The organism is Flavihumibacter fluminis, assembly GCF_021491375.1.
Taxonomy (GTDB): Bacteria; Bacteroidota; Bacteroidia; order Chitinophagales; family Chitinophagaceae; genus Flavihumibacter; species Flavihumibacter fluminis.
This window is the reverse complement of record NZ_JAKEVY010000002.1, coordinates 554,493-573,601: the sequence shown is the minus strand read 5'-3', so window position 1 is coordinate 573,601 and position 19,109 is coordinate 554,493. Positions and strand designations below refer to the sequence as shown.

The 19,109-nt window shown below is 44.5% G+C and carries 16 protein-coding genes; 4 read left to right on the top strand and 12 right to left on the bottom strand.

Annotated elements, in window-relative coordinates; all coding sequences use genetic code 11:
* Positions 1 to 12: 12 nt before the first annotated feature.
* From rplD to fusA, 8 genes are all read right to left on the bottom strand, one after another.
* Positions 13 to 651: a 50S ribosomal protein L4 gene (gene rplD, locus L0U88_RS08725; protein ID WP_234865659.1), complete on the bottom strand. Its 639-nt coding sequence runs from the start codon at positions 649 to 651 to the stop codon at positions 13 to 15.
* A gap of 20 nt (positions 652 to 671) precedes the next feature.
* Positions 672 to 1,289, bottom strand: a complete 618-nt coding sequence (rplC, locus tag L0U88_RS08720) for a 50S ribosomal protein L3 (protein ID WP_234865658.1) — start codon at positions 1,287 to 1,289, stop codon at positions 672 to 674.
* A gap of 365 nt (positions 1,290 to 1,654) precedes the next feature.
* On the bottom strand, positions 1,655 to 1,960 hold the full coding sequence (gene rpsJ, locus L0U88_RS08715; protein ID WP_039142986.1) for a 30S ribosomal protein S10: 306 nt from the start codon (positions 1,958 to 1,960) through the stop codon (positions 1,655 to 1,657).
* Positions 1,961 to 2,038: 78 nt separating this feature from the next.
* Positions 2,039 to 2,611 (bottom strand): DUF4126 domain-containing protein, encoded by a 573-nt coding sequence (locus L0U88_RS08710; protein ID WP_234865655.1) that lies wholly within the window; start codon positions 2,609 to 2,611, stop codon positions 2,039 to 2,041.
* 11 nt (positions 2,612 to 2,622) lie between these two features.
* Positions 2,623 to 4,803 (bottom strand): S9 family peptidase, encoded by a 2,181-nt coding sequence (locus L0U88_RS08705; protein ID WP_234865652.1) that lies wholly within the window; start codon positions 4,801 to 4,803, stop codon positions 2,623 to 2,625.
* Between the two features lie 24 nt (positions 4,804 to 4,827).
* Positions 4,828 to 5,997, bottom strand: coding sequence for a hypothetical protein (locus L0U88_RS08700; protein WP_234865650.1), 1,170 nt, complete (start codon positions 5,995 to 5,997; stop codon positions 4,828 to 4,830).
* Between the two features lie 257 nt (positions 5,998 to 6,254).
* On the bottom strand, positions 6,255 to 7,559 hold the full coding sequence (locus L0U88_RS08695) for a T9SS type A sorting domain-containing protein (protein ID WP_234865647.1): 1,305 nt from the start codon (positions 7,557 to 7,559) through the stop codon (positions 6,255 to 6,257).
* A 245-nt stretch (positions 7,560 to 7,804) separates the two neighbouring features.
* Entirely contained in the window at positions 7,805 to 9,949 is a 2,145-nt protein-coding gene (fusA, locus tag L0U88_RS08690; RefSeq protein ID WP_234865644.1) for an elongation factor G, read from the bottom strand.
* Between the two features lie 277 nt (positions 9,950 to 10,226).
* On the opposite strand from fusA, the gene L0U88_RS08685 reads away from it, so the two are divergent.
* Complete coding sequence (locus L0U88_RS08685) at positions 10,227 to 10,721, top strand: hypothetical protein (protein WP_234865642.1); 495 nt, start codon at positions 10,227 to 10,229, stop codon at positions 10,719 to 10,721.
* 96 nt (positions 10,722 to 10,817) lie between these two features.
* On the opposite strand, the gene L0U88_RS08680 is transcribed toward L0U88_RS08685, so the two are convergent.
* From L0U88_RS08680 to L0U88_RS08665, 4 genes are read right to left on the bottom strand one after another with little or no spacing between them, the layout of a single operon-like run.
* Positions 10,818 to 11,387 carry a gluconate 2-dehydrogenase subunit 3 family protein gene (locus tag L0U88_RS08680; RefSeq protein ID WP_234865640.1) on the bottom strand — a complete coding sequence of 190 codons (570 nt, stop codon included), beginning with the start codon at positions 11,385 to 11,387 and terminating at the stop codon, positions 10,818 to 10,820.
* A 19-nt stretch (positions 11,388 to 11,406) separates the two neighbouring features.
* A complete protein-coding gene (locus L0U88_RS08675; RefSeq protein ID WP_234865638.1) occupies positions 11,407 to 13,089 on the bottom strand; it encodes a GMC oxidoreductase in 1,683 nt (560 codons plus the stop codon).
* Between the two features lie 35 nt (positions 13,090 to 13,124).
* Complete coding sequence (locus tag L0U88_RS08670; protein ID WP_234865635.1) at positions 13,125 to 14,006, bottom strand: hydroxypyruvate isomerase family protein; 882 nt, start codon at positions 14,004 to 14,006, stop codon at positions 13,125 to 13,127.
* A gap of 6 nt (positions 14,007 to 14,012) precedes the next feature.
* A complete protein-coding gene (locus L0U88_RS08665) occupies positions 14,013 to 15,320 on the bottom strand; it encodes an MFS transporter (RefSeq protein WP_234865634.1) in 1,308 nt (435 codons plus the stop codon).
* Positions 15,321 to 15,497: 177 nt separating this feature from the next.
* Here L0U88_RS08665 and L0U88_RS08660 point away from each other — a divergent pair, with 177 nt between their 5' ends.
* The 3 genes from L0U88_RS08660 to L0U88_RS08650 are packed head-to-tail and all read left to right on the top strand — an operon-like array spanning position 15,498 to position 19,096.
* Entirely contained in the window at positions 15,498 to 17,237 is a 1,740-nt protein-coding gene (locus L0U88_RS08660; protein WP_234865631.1) for a GMC family oxidoreductase, read from the top strand.
* Positions 17,238 to 17,249: 12 nt separating this feature from the next.
* Positions 17,250 to 17,912, top strand: coding sequence for a gluconate 2-dehydrogenase subunit 3 family protein (locus L0U88_RS08655; protein WP_234865629.1), 663 nt, complete (start codon positions 17,250 to 17,252; stop codon positions 17,910 to 17,912).
* A 26-nt stretch (positions 17,913 to 17,938) separates the two neighbouring features.
* Positions 17,939 to 19,096 (top strand): Gfo/Idh/MocA family protein, encoded by a 1,158-nt coding sequence (locus L0U88_RS08650; RefSeq protein WP_234865627.1) that lies wholly within the window; start codon positions 17,939 to 17,941, stop codon positions 19,094 to 19,096.
* The last annotated feature ends 13 nt before the right edge of the window (positions 19,097 to 19,109 follow it).

The following is a 19,109-nucleotide window of genomic DNA, read 5'->3' as shown; positions in this document are numbered from 1 at the left end:
TAGAATGTTTGATTATGCGGTTTCTTCTACGTCTGCTTCAGTAAATACATTGGCAGCACTTTCACTTAATACCAGAACCTGTGCGTTCACGATATCATACGTGTTCATATCGCTCAGCAGGCTCGCATTCACAGATGGAATGTTACGCAGGCTCAGGTAAACGTTCTCACCATTTTCTGGCAGGATAAACAATGCTTTCTTATCGGCAATATTCAGCGCCTTCAATACACCGGTAAACGTTTTGGTTTTAGGAGCTTCCATGCTGATATCTTCCAGGATTACAATGGCACTTTCTTTTGCTTTGTAAGCCAGTGCAGACATCTTGGCCAGATCCTTCACCTTGCGGTTCAGCTTGAAGCTGTAATCACGGGGCTTAGGTCCGAAAATGGTACCACCACCTTTATAGAGCGGGTTACGCAGGTTACCTTTACGGGAACCACCTGTACCCTTCTGACGGTGCAGTTTGCGACTGGCACCTTTAACTTCCATACGGGTTTTTACCTTATGTGTACCCTGACGCTGTGCGGCCAGGTATTGCTTTACAGAGAGGTAGATAACGTGATCATTGGGTTCAATCCCGAAGATCTCTTCCGGTAACTCAACGGTTCTTCCGGTTTTCTGTCCTTGTATATTTAAAACATCTACTTGCATCGTACTTCAGATTAAATGGTTTACTTCTGGATAAAAACAATGGAACCATTGTGGCCAGGAACTGAACCACTCACCAGGATATAATTCTTTTCAGGAAATACTTTCAGAACTTTCAGGCCTTTCATTTTCACACGGTCATTCCCCATGCGACCAGCCATACGCATACCCTTCATTACGCGGGATGCATCAGAAGAGTTACCCAGAGAACCCGGAGCACGCTGACGATCGTGCTGACCGTGGGAGGCTTCACCTACCCCGCTGAATCCGTGGCGCTTTACAACCCCCTGAAAACCTTTACCCTTGGTATTACCTACCACATCAACCTTATCGCCTTCAGCGAAAATCTCTGCAGTGATGGTTTCACCAAGTGCTTTTTCTATGGAATAATCACGAAATTCTTTTACAAAACGTTTGGCAGCAGTTTGTGCCTTGGAGAAGTGATTGGCTTCGGCTTTGGTAGTATTCTTCTCTTTCTTGTCGCCGAATGCAAGTTGGATAGCATTGTACCCGTCGGTTTCTTTTGTCTTAACCTGGGTAACGACACACGGACCAGCTTCGATAATAGTGCAGGCAGTTTGCTTGCCATCGGGACTGAAGATGCTGGTCATCCCAATTTTTTTTCCAATAATTCCTTTCATTTAAGTTACCATTTGTGCCGCATGGTTAAAAGGACATTCCACCCTAAACAACTGCTACACAGCTGAATTTCCAGACCTGCTGGAATGGTGGTGGATGGACTTCAATCCCCGTTTGCTACTGACCTTTTCTTTTTTTGGCCACCTCTTTAAGAGACAGACTTCAGAAGTACCAGTAGTAAACAAACCCTGAACGGCTTGTTCATATTTACTTTTACTAATTAATGAATGATAAAGGATTTTCCTAAGAATTTGCCTTTTCATCCAACCCCAGCGCTCTTTTCTCCGCTTTAACCGAATTGAGAGATAGGGCAGTTATTTATAAGAACTAGTTGTTTACTTTTTTACTGTCTTTAAACAGCAGGCGGTTATGCCTTGATCTCAACCTCAACCCCTGAAGGCAGGTCAAGCTTACTCAGTGCGTCCACAGTACGGGAAGAGGAAGTGTAAATGTCCAGCAAACGCTTGTGCGTGCAAAGCTGAAACTGCTCACGGGCTTTCTTATTAACGTGGGGAGAACGCAGTACGGTAAAAATTTTCTTTTGCGTCGGCAAAGGAATAGGACCTGTAACTACTGCTCCGGTGCTACGTACTGTTTTAACGATCTTCTCGGCAGATTTATCCACCAGGTTGTGATCGTAAGACTGTAATTTGATTCTAATTCGCTGTGACATACCTATTATCCAAAAATTGAATTGGGAGTGCAAAGGTAACGGTCATTTCATAATCAACAAAAGATTTTTCCAACTATTTTACACTTTCGACCTTCGAAATAACCGGTAAAAGACAAAAATAACCATTAAAAGCGCCAAAATTGCCATAAGCACTGGCAGCAACAGGGCCATTATGGAGCCAATGCCGGCTGTCAGATGCTCTCCTGTAGCCACCAGGACATTCCCAGTACCCCCGGTCGTTTTCGTGGAAAATAGCCGGATTGCACTGGTTCCCAACTGAATGGTACCCGCCATTCCGCCACCAGCCACAATGCCGAGTCCCCAACGCAACATCGGATCCCAGTCCCCCACCGGCAAAAAACTGGCTGCCAGCAGGGTGCCGGCTCCCACTGCCAGAGGAGTGGCAATGGTGTCGAGCAGATTATCCAAAACCGGGATATAATAAGCACCGATTTCCAACAGAGAAGCTACCCCAAAACTTAGGATGGCCGTCCAGCTGCCCATCCAATCCTCAGATCCGGCTACCGGTAACCAGCCTGCTTTCATGGCTATTGATGTCACCAAAAGGGGTAGAAATACCCTGAAACCGCAGCAGGCACTGAGGGATATACCTAAACATATGGCTAAAATTAGTTGGTCTGTTGTTTGCATTTTCCAACCTGTTACCTACCACCGGGCGGACAGTAGGTTCTTAAAAAATTCGTATACAATTGGCTCAGATGTTCAAACGTTCCTGGTCCTTCCGAAATGCTGTGCGATCGGTTCGGATAACTCATGAACTGAAACGGCCGATTGTACTTTACCAATTCATTAATCAGCATTTCAGCATTGTTATAATGAACATTATCATCCCCCGTACCATGGATATACAGTAAATTCCCTTGCAGGTTTTTCGCATATGTAATGGGTGATCCCTTGATAAAATCCTCCCTGTTTTCCTGGGGTAATCCCATATAGCGTTCCTGGTAAATATTGTCGTAAGTCAACTGGTTGGCCACGGCAGCCACAGCTATTCCGGTTTTGTAAATTTGAGGATACTGGAACAGTAAATTCAGAGTTGCAGACCCACCTCCACTCCATCCCCATACAGCCACGCGTTCGGCATCAACATACTTCCACTTGAGAATTTCCTTTGCTGCCATAGCCTGGTCCCTGATATTTACCAACCCAATCTTCCGGTAAACCGATTTACGCCAGGCCCTCCCCTTCGGAACAGGTGTGCCCCTATTGTCAAGGCTGATATAGATGTAGCCATCCTGCAGCAAACTGCCTTTGTAAAGATGATTATACCCAGCACCAAATTCATCTTTTGCTGTTTGCCCCCATGGTTCCGTATAAACATAAAAAACTACCGGGTATTTTTTAGTCGAATCAAACCCTGCCGGCTTTGCCATCCAACCATCCATCTCTACCCCGTCCACTGTACGAACAGTAAAAAACTGAACCGGAACGGATGCCGGATCCGCAGTTTTCAATGCTTCCGCAACTGCACTTTCTTTATTTAAAGCAGCATGTTTAGGTAACTCTACATATTCTTCAATAGGTGGAATATAATGATTGGAAAACTGGTGATGCGCATATTTTGCACCAGGGGCAATATCGTAATAATGTGTTCCGGGTTGATTGGTTGGTGTTACACGTTCTGCTTCCCCTTTACCATCGAGGCGACTGCGGTATAAATAACGCTGGGTCGCATTATGGGGACTAGCAATATAGTAAAGATAATTTCCCTTCTCATCCACAGCCGCAATATCCATCACATCAAAATCGCCCCGGGTGATTAACTGGCTGGATTTACCATCTCTGCTGATGGCATATATGTGCCTCCATCCGTCTTTTTCTGATGCCCATAAAAAAGCGGCCCCCTTCTTTATCCAGTCCCACCCACCGTTGGTATAATCCTGGTCCCAGGAGGGCAAAATATCAATCCATGCACTGTCTCTTTCAATATAGATCGGCCGGGTTTCTCCTGTTATGGAATTACCCAATAAGATTGTTGATACCTGCTGCTTTCGATCCAGGTGTTGCATAATCAGTTCATCCGAATTGGCTGCCCATTCCATCCTTGGCAGATAAGTTCCCCATGTAGGATCATCCGGGATCTGCATCCAGCGGGTTGAGGATTTGGTGATATCAACCACACCGATTCGATATGTAGATGGCTTTTCTCCTGCAACCGGATATTCTACCGGAATCACCTGGGGATAGATTGAATCCGTTGCATTTAGCATATAGTAATCCCGGGTTACTCCAGCATTGATTTGCCAGAAAACAATTTTCCTGCTGTCGGGACTCCACCGAAAGCCATCGCGACAAAAAAATTCTTCTTCATAAGCCCAGTCGAATGTACCGTTGATGCGCTTACGTGATCCGTCATTGGTTAATTGAATAATAACGCCCGTCTCAAGGTCTTCAACATACAGATTATACTCAACAACATAGGCCAGTTTTTTACCATCCGGAGAGAGTTTAGCAAATTGTTGGGTTGAGGGAGCGAACCCAATTCCGGTTTTTTTAAATTGCCGGGTTTTACGGTTGAAGAGATAGTAATCACCCCTGGTTTCATATCGCCAAACCTTTTTTGCGTTCGTATATAGTAAAACCTGGTCCTGTGATTCGGAAAGACTCCATGATTTTATCTTAATGGGCGAAGTTGTTCCGGTAGGAGTAAGTTCACCCGCCGAAAGGAAGATAGAATCCTTTCCGCCAGACAAAGAATAATAACGGATATCATTATCCTTCACAGAAAAATATCCCTTTCCATCCGGAGCCCACTGATGAGACTGCTGGGAAACAACTTGACCTGAAATGAATAAAGCAATAATGGGAAAAAAAATTCGCATGAACTTCAGTATTGGGACCTGAAGTTAGGGAATCAGTCCCGAATAGGTTCTTCCTTCGGCCGTTACTTTATAAATCAAAACGTCTGCAACGCCAGTCTTATCAATCAAAAAAGACAATTGCGCTCCCTTGTCTAAACGATCATGATAGAATTTTTTTATCCTGCTCCCCCTTTCTGTATATAATTCAATCAGCACGCGTGAACTTTCCAATGCATCCACTTCTAACCGAATCTCTCCTCCTTTAGTTTTCAAACTAGCCCTTGTTGTATAGGAATCTTCTCTCACTGGCACTTCAAGAGCAGGTGTCTTTATTTTCCAACGCAGAATCCAGCTATTGGAACAGGTAATAAACTGATCACTCCAGCCCAGCAGATACCTGCCAGATTCAAAGGCTTCATTAATGATCCGGACTCCCTGCAGTATATCTTCAACCTGCGACTTAGACACCGACCGGCTCCCTGCCAAAACCTCCACAGCAAGGTCCTGTAAACCACGAACGGTATTATCTGTTCCGAGAATTGACTGAAGTGATGTCGGAAACTTCCAGGAATACACTACCCTGGAATCCATCCCATTTCCACAAGGCATTCCACCAGGACTTAACTCTTTTCCTGAAAAGTCCATTTGTTGTGTAACCAGCCAGGAGTCAAATTCAATACGAAACTCTTCCAGTAGTTCATTTTTCATAACCATCCGGTTAAGTTGAAGAGCCAGCACCTGGCTTAGTAATTCCCGGTTTAAGGAGGACTGTGAAAGATTTTCAGTATACAGAATCTCCTGCCTTAAAAAAGTAGGATCATACACTTTTCCCATCAGCAGAGATTGCAGACTAATGAGTTGATCTGGCTGGAGCGTAAGTAACTGAACTCCTTTACCAGATCGAAGCTCAACCCCTTTCCAATCCTTTAATTCTGCACTCAGTATTTCTGTTTGCCTGGCGTATTTTGCAGGAGATTGCGTTTTAAATAATATGGTAGCACCCTGGCTTACCGCCTTATCATACTTCCCTGTCTCCTTTTCTGAGTTGAAAACAGAAAGATGTTCAACTGATATCCAGGAAGCTTTTCTGCCATGGGAAGTACGTGCCGATAAATCAACAGCATTTTGAGCAAACAGGTTATTGCTCAGCAGATAAAGTAGTGCAATTGCAAAACAGATACGCCTGTTCAGGCGGGAAAATAGTTTAAAGGCCATGTCGGTACATTTAATGGAATGTAAATCAATACTCAACTGGCTTTACGAGGGATCTTGGGTACGGAAGGGGACCGGCTGGTCAGTTTTCTTTTTAGAAGGCTTTGAAAGGAAGATTGGAATCAGATATAAAAATACTACTAAATTAACCGCATTGTCAAGTGATTGAATTTAAATATTTCAGACAACCACCATGTGCAATAAAAAAAGTGAAATAAAGGAGTCGCCCGAAGACAACTCCTTTCGTTTGTAGTTAACCGTTATCTCAGTCGTTTAATAAGTTTACCAGAGAATGTTTTACCGTTTGTTGTAACCCTATAGATTACCGCTTCAGTTCCTCCCTGCCTGGGAATATAAACGAAGTTCCTTGTTTCACCTTTTCTCATGTTTCCATTGTAAAGCAATTCAAGTCTTTGTCCGGCTGTATTGTATACTTCTACCAAAACCGGTCCATCAGCATTTGATTTAATCTGGAAATTAACTCTGTCAACAAAAGGATTCGGGAATGCCTTCACTTCTGTGGCAGTAATTTCCGGTATTGCTTTTGCTACAGATTCATCCGTATTGATTCCGGAATTCTGACCACCGCCATACCAATGATAGAAAGCAGCAGTCCATTTGTAATACCAGTAGTTTGCACAATTTACATTCCGGTCTGACCAACCGATAAAATAGCGTCCTTCGTGAAATGCTTCATTTATTGCCTCCACTGCTTCTTCAATATCTTTCAACGAAACACCTTCCGGAATCGGACGTCCTGTGATTGTAAAGCCTGCAAGACAGAATAATCCCCAAACGGTTTTATCTTCTCCCAGGGCATTTACCACATTGGCCGGTATGCGCCAGGAATCAATTGCCTTTTTTGAATTACCATTCCAGCCACAATCCATCATACGGGGTTTGTTACAGGCTGATCTTGGATCTTTTGCCTGTGTTACCAGCCAACGCCCGGCTTCCAGTGGAAAATCTTCCAATACCCGATCAGGAGTAAGGTTCATATTCAATGCGAGCGTGATCGTTTCTGCAAGGAGGCTGTTATTAATTTTACCCCTTTTTAAGGGTGTATTCCAATCAACACTGTAAATTCCATCTACAAGGGTATTCGGACCTTTGCCAGGTAAGAGTTTTTGTAATTTGGCAGCTTCGCTTTGATACGCGTAGAAATAGCGGTCAGTTTCAAGATAGCCAAAAAACAATGTCTGATAGTACATGTTGCCCATGCTCATATCCATGATTTCCAATGAACTCAGGTTTCGGCCATCTGGCGTACAAGCTCTTTCCCTTGTGTTACCATAAAAATCCTGCGTGAAACTGTAAAACAGTTCCGGTTTGCTGGGATTAAATACATTCCACTTGAATTTGTTCCTTTTGCGATCTTTTTTGTATTTGTGCCATTTTTTGTGGAGGCGGTCATATCCCCATTCATATTCGGTATCCAAACAATTATCATTGTTGGGACCCTGATTATTGTTCTGGGCAATGACGGGTGAAAGCCCGATAAAGAGTGCCAGCAACAGCACAGTCATTTTTTTAAGTTGCTGAAGACGTGTAAAAGTAGTAAGCATATAAGCCAGGTTTAGGTTAAAAACTTGTATTCGACTGGCTTTGGAAGGATGAATGGTACGGTAACGAGAATCTGTTTTCTGGAGGGGTAATTTCTAAGGAGGGATTTTCTAAAGTTGACTTGGAATCACGTGTAAAAGTAGTCTAGAGATTCCCACATTGTCAAGAGGAAGAGGGCTAATTATTTATGCAACATTGATGCATTTAATAAAATAACATAAAAAAACCGGCCGAAGCCGGTTTACTATTAAGCGTTTACTTTTCCTTTGATCTTGGCAATCACTTCTTCTGCAATGTTATTCGGAGCAGGAGCATAGTGAGAGAATTCCATGGTTGAGGAAGCGCGGCCGGATGACAAAGAACGCAATTGCGTTACGTATCCGAACATTTCACTCAGTGGAACTTTTGCTTTAATAACCTGCGCATTGTTACGGCTATCCATACCTTCCATCATACCACGACGACGGTTCAGGTCACCTGTAACATCACCCATGTATTGGTCTGGAGTAACAACTTCCACTTTCATGATTGGCTCCAGCAATACCGGTTTAGCTTTGCGGGCAGCTTCACGGAAGCCTTGCTTTGCACAGAGTTCGAAAGACATCGCATCGGAGTCCACCGCGTGGAAGCTACCATCGAAAATGCGCACTTTCATGTTTACTACAGGGTAGTTGGCCAGTACACCATTTGTCATAGAGGCTTCAAAACCTTTTTGGATAGGCTGAATGAATTCCTTAGGAATAGATCCTCCGAAGATATCATTCACAAACTGGAAGCCCTTTCCAGGATTTGCTTCCAACCAGTCCTGATCAGCGGCACTGAGTTCGAAATAGATATCGGCGAATTTACCACGACCACCGGTTTGCTTTTTCAACGTTTCGCGGTGTTCAACTTTTCCGGTAAATGCTTCTTTATAAGCTACCTGGGGATTACCCTGGTTAACTTCTACTTTAAATTCACGACGCATACGGTCGATGATGATCTCCAGGTGCAATTCACCCATTCCGCGCAGAATTGTTTGACCTGTTTCTTCATCGGTATTTACACGCAGGGTAGGATCTTCTTCTACCAGTTTCGCAATAGCCATACCCATTTTATCCACGTCTGCCTGCGTTTTAGGCTCAACCGCTACAGCGATTACAGGCTCTGGAATGAACATGTTCTCCAGTGTAATCGGATGGTTCTCATCGCAAAGGGTATCACCGGTCTTGATTTCCTTGAAACCTACTGCCGCTCCGATATCACCTGCTTCGATAAAATCAATGGGGTTTTGTTTGTTGGCAAACATTTTCATGATACGGCTGATACGCTCTTTCTTACCGCTGCGCACGTTTAAAACATAGGAACCTGCATCAAGGTGACCAGAATAGGCCCGGAAGAAGGCCAGACGACCTACGAATGGGTCTGTCATGATCTTGAAAGCCAAAGCTGCAAAAGGCTCTTTCGCATCCGGCTTACGGGAAATGGTTTCACCTGTCTCAGGATGAGTACCTTCAATCGCGTCAATATCAACCGGACTTGGCAGGTAACGACATACCGCATCCAGCGCAGTTTGTACTCCTTTGTTTTTGAAAGAAGAACCACACATCATTGGAACGATGCTAAGGTCGATGGTCGCCTTACGAATGGCTTCATGCATTTCCGCTTCAGTAATGGAATTGGGATCTTCGAAGAATTTCTCCATCAGGGTATCATCATATTCAGCTACTGCTTCAACGAGGTTTCCTCTCCATTCATTAGCTTCTTCCACCATATCAGCAGGTACTTCAATTTCGTCAAAGGTCATACCTTCTGTTTCAGCGTGCCAGATAATCCCTTTCATTTTGATCAGGTCAACCACACCTTTGAAATTGTCTTCAGCACCAATTGGTAACTGAAGTGGAACCGCTTTCGCACCCAACATTTCTTTAACCTGCTTTACCACATTCAGGAAGTCGGCACCGGAACGGTCCATTTTGTTAACGAATCCGATACGGGGAACTTTGTAGCGGTTTGCCTGGCGCCAAACTGTTTCAGACTGAGGTTCAACACCATCAACTGCACTGAACAGGGCGATCAAACCATCCAGAACACGCATGGAACGCTCCACCTCAACAGTAAAGTCCACGTGACCTGGGGTATCAATGATGTTAAAAGAATATTTTTTAGAGTCAGGTGTTACCTGTCCCTTGTTAGTTGGGAAATTCCACTGGCAGCTTACAGCAGCGGAAGTAATGGTAATACCACGCTCCTTCTCCTGCTCCATCCAGTCGGTTGTTGCCGCACCATCGTGCACTTCACCGATTCTGTGGATCATACCTGTGTAGCGCAGAATACGCTCTGTTGTAGTGGTCTTACCGGCATCGATATGGGCCGCAATACCAAAGTTTCTTTGAAATCTTAAGTCTGCCATTGTTGTATGTTAAAAATGTTAAGTCTAACGGTTGAAATACCCAAAAAACCTAATTTGGGACGCAAAGGTAAGTATTCTCCCGGAAATATGAAACCTTGTTTACTACTACCAAAAAATTAAGTTTCGGGCCTGATAATGGTCCGATTCCCCAAATTCCGCCTTATATAAAAAAATAGTTGCTCAAAAAGCACTGACATATTGGTAGATATGCACAAGGGATGTAAATTTAGAAATCAATCTTGTTAACCCATTATTTCACTAAAAATCACAGTTTAATATGCCCACCAAAAAGAAGGCCGCTAAAAAAGCACCGGCCAAAAAGGCAGTAAAAAAAGCGGTAGCTAAAAAAGCAGCCCCTAAGAAAGCAGCAAAAAAAGCAGCTAAGAAGGCAGCTCCTAAAAAAGCAGTTAAAAAAGCGGTTAAAAAAGCAGCTCCTAAAAAGGCAGCTAAAAAAGCACTGAAAAAAGCGGTAGCTAAAAAAGCAGCTCCTAAGAAAGCAGCAAAAAAAGCAGCTAAGAAGGCAGCACCCAAAAAGGCAGCAAAAAAAGCAGCACCCAAAAAGGCAGCGAAGAAGGCCGCTAAGAAGGCAGCCCCAAAAAAGGCAGTAAAGAAAGCAGCTCCTAAAAAAGCAGCGAAAAAGGCAGCCCCTAAGAAAGCAGCCCGCAAATCTGTAAAAAAACAAGCTCCAGCCCCAGCACCCGCAGCTCCTGTAGTAGAAGCTCCGGCAGCAGAAGGAACTACCGCACCAGCAGAAGGTAGTGCAGAAGCATAATCACTTTTATACCTACAAAAATACCCGTCGGCTAACCGACGGGTATTTTTATTTCATGTTTTACTTTTCACGTCTCACATCTCACTTCTCACTTCCTTACGTCGCCCAGGCTTTATCTCCTTTCTGATAAGGCATACAACCTTCATACCGTCCGGGCACAGCTTCATACCGCAATGCCTGTGTGGCTCCGATTTCAGAAGTGAAATAGCCCTGTAAGGTCAGATCCTTCATCATTTTAAAATAATGATTGGGCTCTTCGGGTTTTTTATTCTTCTGATATTCACGCTGTTCCTTATCCAGCTCAACCAGCAATTCTTTGCGTTGACCAGGCTCCAGCTCCATAAATCCTTTGCCGAACTTTTTATTACTGGCTTCTTTCAAACTGGAGATTCCATCTACAAATACTTTCTGAGCTGCTTCGTCGTAACAGTCTGTTACCATGATCTTCATAAATGCACCAATTTGAGCTGCTTTGGCTCCAGGTGTATTCGTAGTGGGTATAATGGTTTCGCCAATCTCATCCAGTAAAGCAATCTCTTCCGGTGAAAAATCAGTGATGTTCGCTTTTTTTTCTGTTTGCTTACAACCCGTCAAAAACAACTGTGATCCAACCATGGATCCTCCAAGTATGACGGCCATTGTCGAAACGGCTTGTCTACGTTTCATAAGTAGTTCGTTTTATCAATTAAAGATTTCCTTTTTTCAATTCAGATACGGCATGATCGGCAGCCCTTGCAGTAAGAGCCATATACGTCAGCGATGGATTCACACAGGCTCCGGATGTCATACAGGCCCCGTCTGTCACAAATACATTCTGCGCATCCCATACCTGGTTCCATCCATTCAATACGGAAGTTTTCGGATCACGGCCCATTCTGGCTGTACCCATTTCATGAATACCGCGTCCCATAGTACCATCTCCATCCCGCTTGGTTACATTTTTAACTCCCGCTGCTTCCAGGATCTCCGCAGCATCGTTCATCATATCCTCCCGCATCTTCAGCTCATTTTCCCTCAACTCACAATCAATAGCGAGAACATTCAGCCCCCATTTATCAGTACGTGTTTTATCCAGGGTTACCTTGTTTTCATGATATGGCAGGATCTCTCCAAATCCACCCATACCCATCGTCCAGGTACCCGGCTCGGTAAGCGCCTCCTTAAGTTCTGCACCAATATTCAGTTCTGCGATATCTCGGCTCCAACCCTGGCGACTGGCAGCACCCTGGTATCCAAATCCACGTACATATCCCCTGCCTTCATCTCCATTCAGGTTGCGGAAACGAGGAATGTAAAAACCATTGGGGCGACGACCGAAGTAATATTTGTCTTCGTATCCTTCAACAATTCCTCCAGCGCCTACACCCAAATGATGATCCATCAGGTTATGGCCTAATTCACCACTGCTGCTTCCTAATCCATCCGGCCAGATATCTGTTGCAGAATTCATCAGAATCCAGGTACTGTTTAAGGCCGAGGCATTCAGGAAGATGATCTTTGCATAATATTCATAGGTCTTATTGTTCTCTGCATCCAGGATTTCAACCCCTTTTGCTTTTTTGGTGTCCTTATCATACAGGATTTTGGTAACAATTGACCATGGACGAAGCGTCAGATTTCCAGTAGCTTTTGCTGCGGGCAATGTTGCTGACTGTGTACTGAAATAAGCTCCAAACGGACACCCCAGCCAACACTTATTGCGATACTGGCAATTGGTCCGGTTATTATGGGGAGCCGTAAGATTGGCACTTCGGCCAATAATCAGGCGACGTGCATCCTTATAATGCTTACGAATCCGCTCAGCCGCATCTTTTTCTACACAGTTCAGCTCCATCGCGGGAAGAAATTCTCCATCTGGCAGATGAGGCAACCCTTCCTTCGAACCATTTACACCCGCAAATTTTTCAGCATAACTATACCAGGGAGCAATATCTTTATAACGTATCGGCCAGTCCACGCCATGCCCGTCTTTCAGATTGGCTTCAAAATCCATATCACTGAATCGATAACTCTGACGCCCCCATGTAAGCGATCGCCCTCCCACATGGTAACCACGGAACCAGTCGAAACGTTTTACCTCAGTATAAGGGCAATCCTTTTCATTCACCCAGAAATCAAGGTTGGTCTCATTTAATGGATAATCCCTTTTTAATACCGGGTAATCCTTGATCATTTGCTGAGTTCTTCCTCCCCGATGTGGGAATTCCCAGGGATGCTTGTTTGCATTTACATAGTCTTTTACATGCTCTACGTCACGTCCCCTTTCAAGCATAAGGGTTTTGAGCCCCTTTTCGGTCAGCTCCTTAGCAGCCCAGCCTCCACTGATGCCAGACCCTATGACAATTGCATCGTACGTATTCTCTGCCATAACAGTTGTTTAAAATGTAGCGTTTAGTTTTGGTTTTATATATCACATAAAGTAACTGCATTTCTTAGTGAGGCTATTTTATCGGTAGCCGTAGGAATAAATTCCTGTGCAACATAGCCCTTAAAGCCTGTTGCATGAATCGCTCTCATGATAGCTGGATAATTCAACTCCTGGTTCTCATCCAGCTCATGTCTGCCTGGATTACCCGCTGTATGATAATGTCCATAATAAAGATGATTGCTTTTTATGGAACGTATAATATCGCCTTCATCAATCTGCATATGATAGATATCATACAGCAATTTAAAATTTTCAGATCCCAGTCGTTTGCACAATTCAATACCCCATGTAGAACGATCACACATGTAATCCTTATGATCAACCCTGCTGTTCAGCAATTCCATAGTCAGGATCACCCCATGCTTTTCAGCCAGTCCCAGGATTTTCTTCAAACCAATTACCGAATTCTGTAAGCCTGTTTCATCATCCATGCCATCCCTGTTACCACTGAAACAAATCAGATTTTTGTAACCGGCTTTTGCCACCAGGGGTATCATCGCAGCATAATTTTCAATCAGTTTCTGATGATACGTCGTATTGTTGAATCCTTGTACCAGGTTTATTTCGGCACCATTACACATGGAAGAATCAAGGCCATGCTTTTTCAACACATCCCACTCTTTCGGCCCTACCAGGTCAATAGCTTTGATTCCAATTTCCTTTGCTACTACACACAACTGATCCAGGCTTAAATGACCATAGGTCCAGCGACATACAGAATGATTGATGTTTCCCTTCATGGTAATGGATGCCGCTGATTTTTCGGCGGCGAAACCTGCAGTCGGTGCCAGAGCAATTCCAGCTCCTGCAGCAAGCATCTGTTTTACGGCTTTTCTTCTCGAATTTACTTTTTTCATAACTGATCAGGCTCCAGCCAACTGAGGTTTCTTTTTATTTCGCATGTAAAAAACCAGTCCGGCAAATGCAACAGTAAGAATAACCGGAATAATTGCAGTCGCTTTTAGTACATCCGGACCAGCAGTCAATTGCGCTTCTGCATATTTGGCTGCTTCTGTAGTTCCGGCAGCGGCTGTACGATAGGCTTCCATGGATGCACCTTCAGGAAGTTTTTCAGCAATCAGGCGATCATAAAACCCACCCATAAACAAAGTATAAATGGATACGGCAAACATACCGGCTCCACCCATCAGGTTCAATCCAAGTGCTCCTGATTTCGGAATGTTTTCGGCAACGAATCCCAGCATGGTTGGCCAGAAATAGCATACCCCGATTCCGAAGATCAGTGCAGCAAAATACAGCATGGATCCTGTAACCGTACTCATCATATAAATACCGATAGCAGCCAGTATGGCTGATATCAATAATACGCCTTGTGGTGAAAAGCGATGAACGATCGGCTCAGCCAATCCGCGACCAACCACCATTACACCTGTAGTGATCGTCAGAATCAGGATCGCATTGTCTGTTACATTATTCAATAAAACACCTACCCACTGGCCGGTAAACAATTCAGTGATCGCAGTTCCAAACATGCAGATAAACATGAAAACAAATAATGGCGTACCTACTGATTTATACATCTCTGCAGTTGACACACCTGATGCAACCCGCTCTGTAACCGGAAAATCAAGCTTGGAAAAGAGGTAGCCGTAGATTACAGTCGGGATCAGCATGATCGCAACCTGGATCTGCCAGCCAATTCCCATTTTTTCAAAAAGGAACACAATTAAAGTACCGATGAATATGCCACCTGGAAACCACAAATGAAAATGGTTGAGCTTGGTGGTTTTGTTATCGGGATACAAAGTTGCAACCAGTGGGTTACAGGCCGCTTCCACTGTACCATTGGCAATTCCAATTAATAAGGTTGAAAGGAATAAGGTCCAAAATCCACCCGCAAAAATGGTGAGCACAATTCCTGCCAGGTGAAAGAGAAAGGCGATCACCAATAATTTCTTCATCCCGATGGCATCCACCACCATACCACCAATTACAACGGCCAGCGGAAATCCCCAGAATGCAGTAGCCGCAATGGAGGCCAGTTCTGATGCACTCAGGTTAAATTGTGTTCCCAGTGTTCCCAGGATACCGGCCCGGATTCCAAATGACAAAGAGGTTACTAAAAGAGAGAGACAACTTGCTACAAAAAGTTTGTTTCGGTTAATGTTGGCTTGCATATCATTGAGGTTGTTAAAAATAAAGGCAGTCATAAATTTATGTTTTTCACAGATATTTCCATCATCGAAGAAGAATGTGGTAAAAAAAAAGAAGATAACAGTCGTTAGGTTAAACTAATTTGTTATATAGAAACTGTTTGTTGATAGTGTCCAAAACCATCCGTATTTTCAACCCTCTTTTTATAGATCATTCAAATTTCAAGCAACAAAATGGGCGAATTACAAATTAAAAAGCAGGCCGTCAACTACGATGTAATCATTGTTGGTTCAGGAGCCGGTGGAGGTATGGCTGCCTATACACTGGCCAACGCCGGATTAAAGGTTTGTTTACTGGAAGCGGGACCGATGTACGACCCCGCAAAGAACGTTACACAGCTTAAAAATCCATGGGAATCTCCCCGCAGAGGTGCTGCTACGCGTTTTCGCCCATTCGGTGATTTTGACGCCTGTTATTGGGGATGGGATATTGATGGAGAACCTTATACCAAAGCGGCTGGTACGCAGTGGGACTGGTTCCGCGCCCGTATGTTAGGTGGACGTACCAATCACTGGGGAAGAATTTCACTGCGTTTTGGTCCCAAGGATTTTAAACGCAAAAGTATAGATGGTCTGGGTGAAGATTGGCCAATTGGATATGAGGATATTAAACCCTTCTACGATAAAGTTGATCAGCTAATTGGCGTATTTGGAACAAATGAAGGTTTGGAAAACGATCCGGACGGATTTTTTCTTCCGCCTCCCAAACCCCGCCTGCACGAACTCTTTATCAAGAACGCGGCAACCAGAGCCGGTGTTCGTGTGATACCATCACGCATGTCCATGCTCACCAAACCGATCAATGATAAAAGAGGTGCCTGTTTCTACTGCGGACAGTGTAGTCGTGGTTGCCAGGTGTATGCAGATTTCTCCTCTTCTTCCGTATTGGTAAAACCCGCAATGGCAACCGGCAACATAGATGTCATTCCAAACGCCATGGCACGTGAAGTGCTGACTGACAAAGAGGGATTGGCTACCGGAGTTTCCTATGTAAATAAAGATGATTTGATGGAATACCAGGTAAAGGGACGGATCGTGGTATTGGCTGCCAGTGCCTGTGAAAGCGCCCGCCTCCTGCTGAATTCCAAATCTCCCCGACACCCGAATGGTCTTGCGAATTCTTCGGATGTGGTTGGCCGTTACCTGCATGATTCCACCGGTGCAGATATGGGTGGTGTATTGCCACAACTTTTCGATCGCAAACGCTATAATGAAGATGGCGTTGGAGGCATGCATGTGTACTCTCCCTGGTGGCTGGACAATAAGAAGCTGGACTTCCCAAGAGGATATCATATTGAATATTGGGGTGGACAAGGCCAGCCTGCGTATGGATTCGGTATGGGCATCCAGAGTATGAATGGAAAATTCCTGGTGAATGGCAAACAAAAAGAAGCCGGTGGATATGGCGCTTCACTCAAGGAAGACCAGCGTTTCTTCTATGGAGCTTCCATTGGAATGGCAGGTCGCGGCGAAGCTGTTGCCTTCCGGCATAACAACTGTGAAATTGATCCGAATGTGGTTGACAAATACGGTATTCCTGTACTGAAATTTAATGTAAAATGGAGTGAACACGAGATCAACCAGGCCAAACACATGAAGGAAACCTTCAAGGAAATAATGCATGCAATGGGAGCTGTGATTACCTGGGGAGGTGATGATGGTCCGGAGAACAATTACGGCCTGCACACACCTGGAAAAATCATTCACGAAGCAGGTACCGCCAGAATGGGAAATGACCCCAAACAATCCGCTCTCAACAAATGGAACCAGGCACATGATTGCAAAAACCTGTTTGTTGTAGATGGTGCGCCTTTTGTTTCCCAGGCAGATAAAAATATCACCTGGACCATCCTGGCGCTTTCCATGCGGGCCAGTGAATATATTGTTGATCAGCTTAAAAAGAATAACCTTTAAATACTCCTTACTATGGATAGAAGAAAATCGCTCAAAGCACTTGCCCTGGGAACACTTTCCACCGGACTCCTGCTGGATGCCTGTAAGGAAACGGATAAAAAAGCGGATGCTCCCAAAACGGATGCTGCCGGTGCCGGTAAAATTGACCGGATGCCGGAAGAAGTGGAGCACTACAATAAAATCACTGCAGATAAGTTCTTTACCGAACACGAGATGGCAACCATCACCATACTGGCAGATATCATCATTCCGAAAGATGAGGTGAGTGGCAGTGCATCTGATGCCAAAGTGCCCGATTTTATTGAGTTTATAGTAAAGGATATGCCTGAACACCAGACACCCATGCGCGGTGGATTACGGTGGCTGGACCTGCAATGTTTGCGTCAGTTTGAAAAATCGTTTAAGGATTGCAATGAGCAACAACGAATAGCTATGGTGGATCAGATTGCCTATCCCAATAAAGCCAAAGCTGAAATGAAACCTGGGGTTAACTTTTTCAACCTCATGCGCGATCTTACCTGTACCGGATTTTACACCTCGGAAATCGGGGTAAAGGATATTGGTTATGCAGGTAACAAACCAAACCAGTGGAATGGAGTACCCGAAGATGTATTAAAGCAATACAACCTCGCTTATACCGAAAAGGAGAATACCGAATGTGTGAGTTATAAATAAATTCAATTCCATCAAATCTCTCATAGATGACGATTGCACGAAAACTCAGAATGGGCATGGTAGGCGGAAGCCTGGATGCATTTATTGGGGCGGTACACCGTATGGCAGCCTGGCTGGATGGAGAAATCGAACTGGTTTGTGGTGCTTTCAGCAGCAGTGCAGACAAATCAAAACAAACCGGAGCAGCACTCAGGCTCCCTCCTATCCGTACATATGCTTCATACGAGGAAATGATCCTCACAGAGAAAACACTGCCGGAAGATCAACGCATGGATTTCGTATCCATTGTTACTCCCAACCATATGCATTTTGGTCCGGCTAAACTGGCCATGGAAAACGGTTTCCACGTGGTGTTGGATAAACCCGTCACCTTTAGCCTCGCAGAAGCCCTGGAACTAAAACAGGTGATTGAAAAAACAGGAGCACTCTTCTGCCTCACCCATACCTATACCGGTTATCCGATGATCAAGGAAGCCAAACAATTGCTGGCCACTGGTAAAATCGGTAAGATCCGGAAAGTATATGTTGAATACCCACAGGGATGGTTAACCGAATTTAGGGAAGGCAGTAATTACAAACAGGCAGCATGGAGAACGGATCCCAAAAGAAGTGGTATTTCCGGCTGCATGGGTGATATCGGAACACATGCATTCAATATGGTCGAATATGTTACCGGCTTAAAAGTAGAAGCGATTTGCGCAGATTTACAGATCACCGTACCTGGTCGTTTGCTCGATGATGACGGTTCTGTACTGCTTCGTTTTGAAAATGGAGTAAGTGGCAATCTCTTCGCTACCCAGGTAGCTGCCGGGGAAGAAAACAATCTGAAAATCCGGGTTTACGGTGAAAAAGGTGGAATTGAGTGGCAACAGGAAGATGCCAATACCCTGATGGTAAAATGGTTACATGAACCTGCCCAGGTGTATAGAGCAGGTACGCCTTATCTCAGCAGTTTTGCGCGGATGGGAACCCGTACACCTCCCGGCCATCCGGAAGGATACCTGGAAGCATTTGCCAATATCTATCGCAACTTTGCATTTACACTTCAGGCCCGGATGAATGGTACGGATGCGAAACCGGAATGGCTTGATTTCCCTGGCATAGAAGAGGGAATCCGGGGTATGCTGTTTGTTGAAAAAGTTGTGGAGAGCAATGCCAGTGAACAAAAATGGACAAAGCTCTAATTCACTATTCATC

Bases quoted from the DNA above. Each gene is read 5' to 3' on its own strand.
- L0U88_RS08685 (WP_234865642.1), top strand. From the start codon at position 10,227: ATGCCCACCAAAAAGAAGGCCGCTAAAAAAGCACCGGCCAAAAAGGCA.
- L0U88_RS08665 (WP_234865634.1), bottom strand. From the start codon at position 15,320: ATGACTGCCTTTATTTTTAACAACCTCAATGATATGCAAGCCAACATT.
- rplD (WP_234865659.1), bottom strand. From the start codon at position 651: ATGCAAGTAGATGTTTTAAATATACAAGGACAGAAAACCGGAAGAACC.
- rplC (WP_234865658.1), bottom strand. From the start codon at position 1,289: ATGAAAGGAATTATTGGAAAAAAAATTGGGATGACCAGCATCTTCAGT.
- L0U88_RS08695 (WP_234865647.1), bottom strand. From the start codon at position 7,559: ATGCTTACTACTTTTACACGTCTTCAGCAACTTAAAAAAATGACTGTG.
- L0U88_RS08670 (WP_234865635.1), bottom strand. From the start codon at position 14,006: ATGAAAAAAGTAAATTCGAGAAGAAAAGCCGTAAAACAGATGCTTGCT.
- rpsJ (WP_039142986.1), bottom strand. From the start codon at position 1,960: ATGTCACAGCGAATTAGAATCAAATTACAGTCTTACGATCACAACCTG.
- L0U88_RS08680 (WP_234865640.1), bottom strand. From the start codon at position 11,387: ATGAAACGTAGACAAGCCGTTTCGACAATGGCCGTCATACTTGGAGGA.
- L0U88_RS08705 (WP_234865652.1), bottom strand. From the start codon at position 4,803: ATGCGAATTTTTTTTCCCATTATTGCTTTATTCATTTCAGGTCAAGTT.
- L0U88_RS08710 (WP_234865655.1), bottom strand. From the start codon at position 2,611: ATGCAAACAACAGACCAACTAATTTTAGCCATATGTTTAGGTATATCC.
- L0U88_RS08655 (WP_234865629.1), top strand. From the start codon at position 17,250: ATGGATAGAAGAAAATCGCTCAAAGCACTTGCCCTGGGAACACTTTCC.
- L0U88_RS08675 (WP_234865638.1), bottom strand. From the start codon at position 13,089: ATGGCAGAGAATACGTACGATGCAATTGTCATAGGGTCTGGCATCAGT.
- L0U88_RS08660 (WP_234865631.1), top strand. From the start codon at position 15,498: ATGGGCGAATTACAAATTAAAAAGCAGGCCGTCAACTACGATGTAATC.
- L0U88_RS08650 (WP_234865627.1), top strand. From the start codon at position 17,939: ATGACGATTGCACGAAAACTCAGAATGGGCATGGTAGGCGGAAGCCTG.
- L0U88_RS08700 (WP_234865650.1), bottom strand. From the start codon at position 5,997: ATGGCCTTTAAACTATTTTCCCGCCTGAACAGGCGTATCTGTTTTGCA.
- fusA (WP_234865644.1), bottom strand. From the start codon at position 9,949: ATGGCAGACTTAAGATTTCAAAGAAACTTTGGTATTGCGGCCCATATC.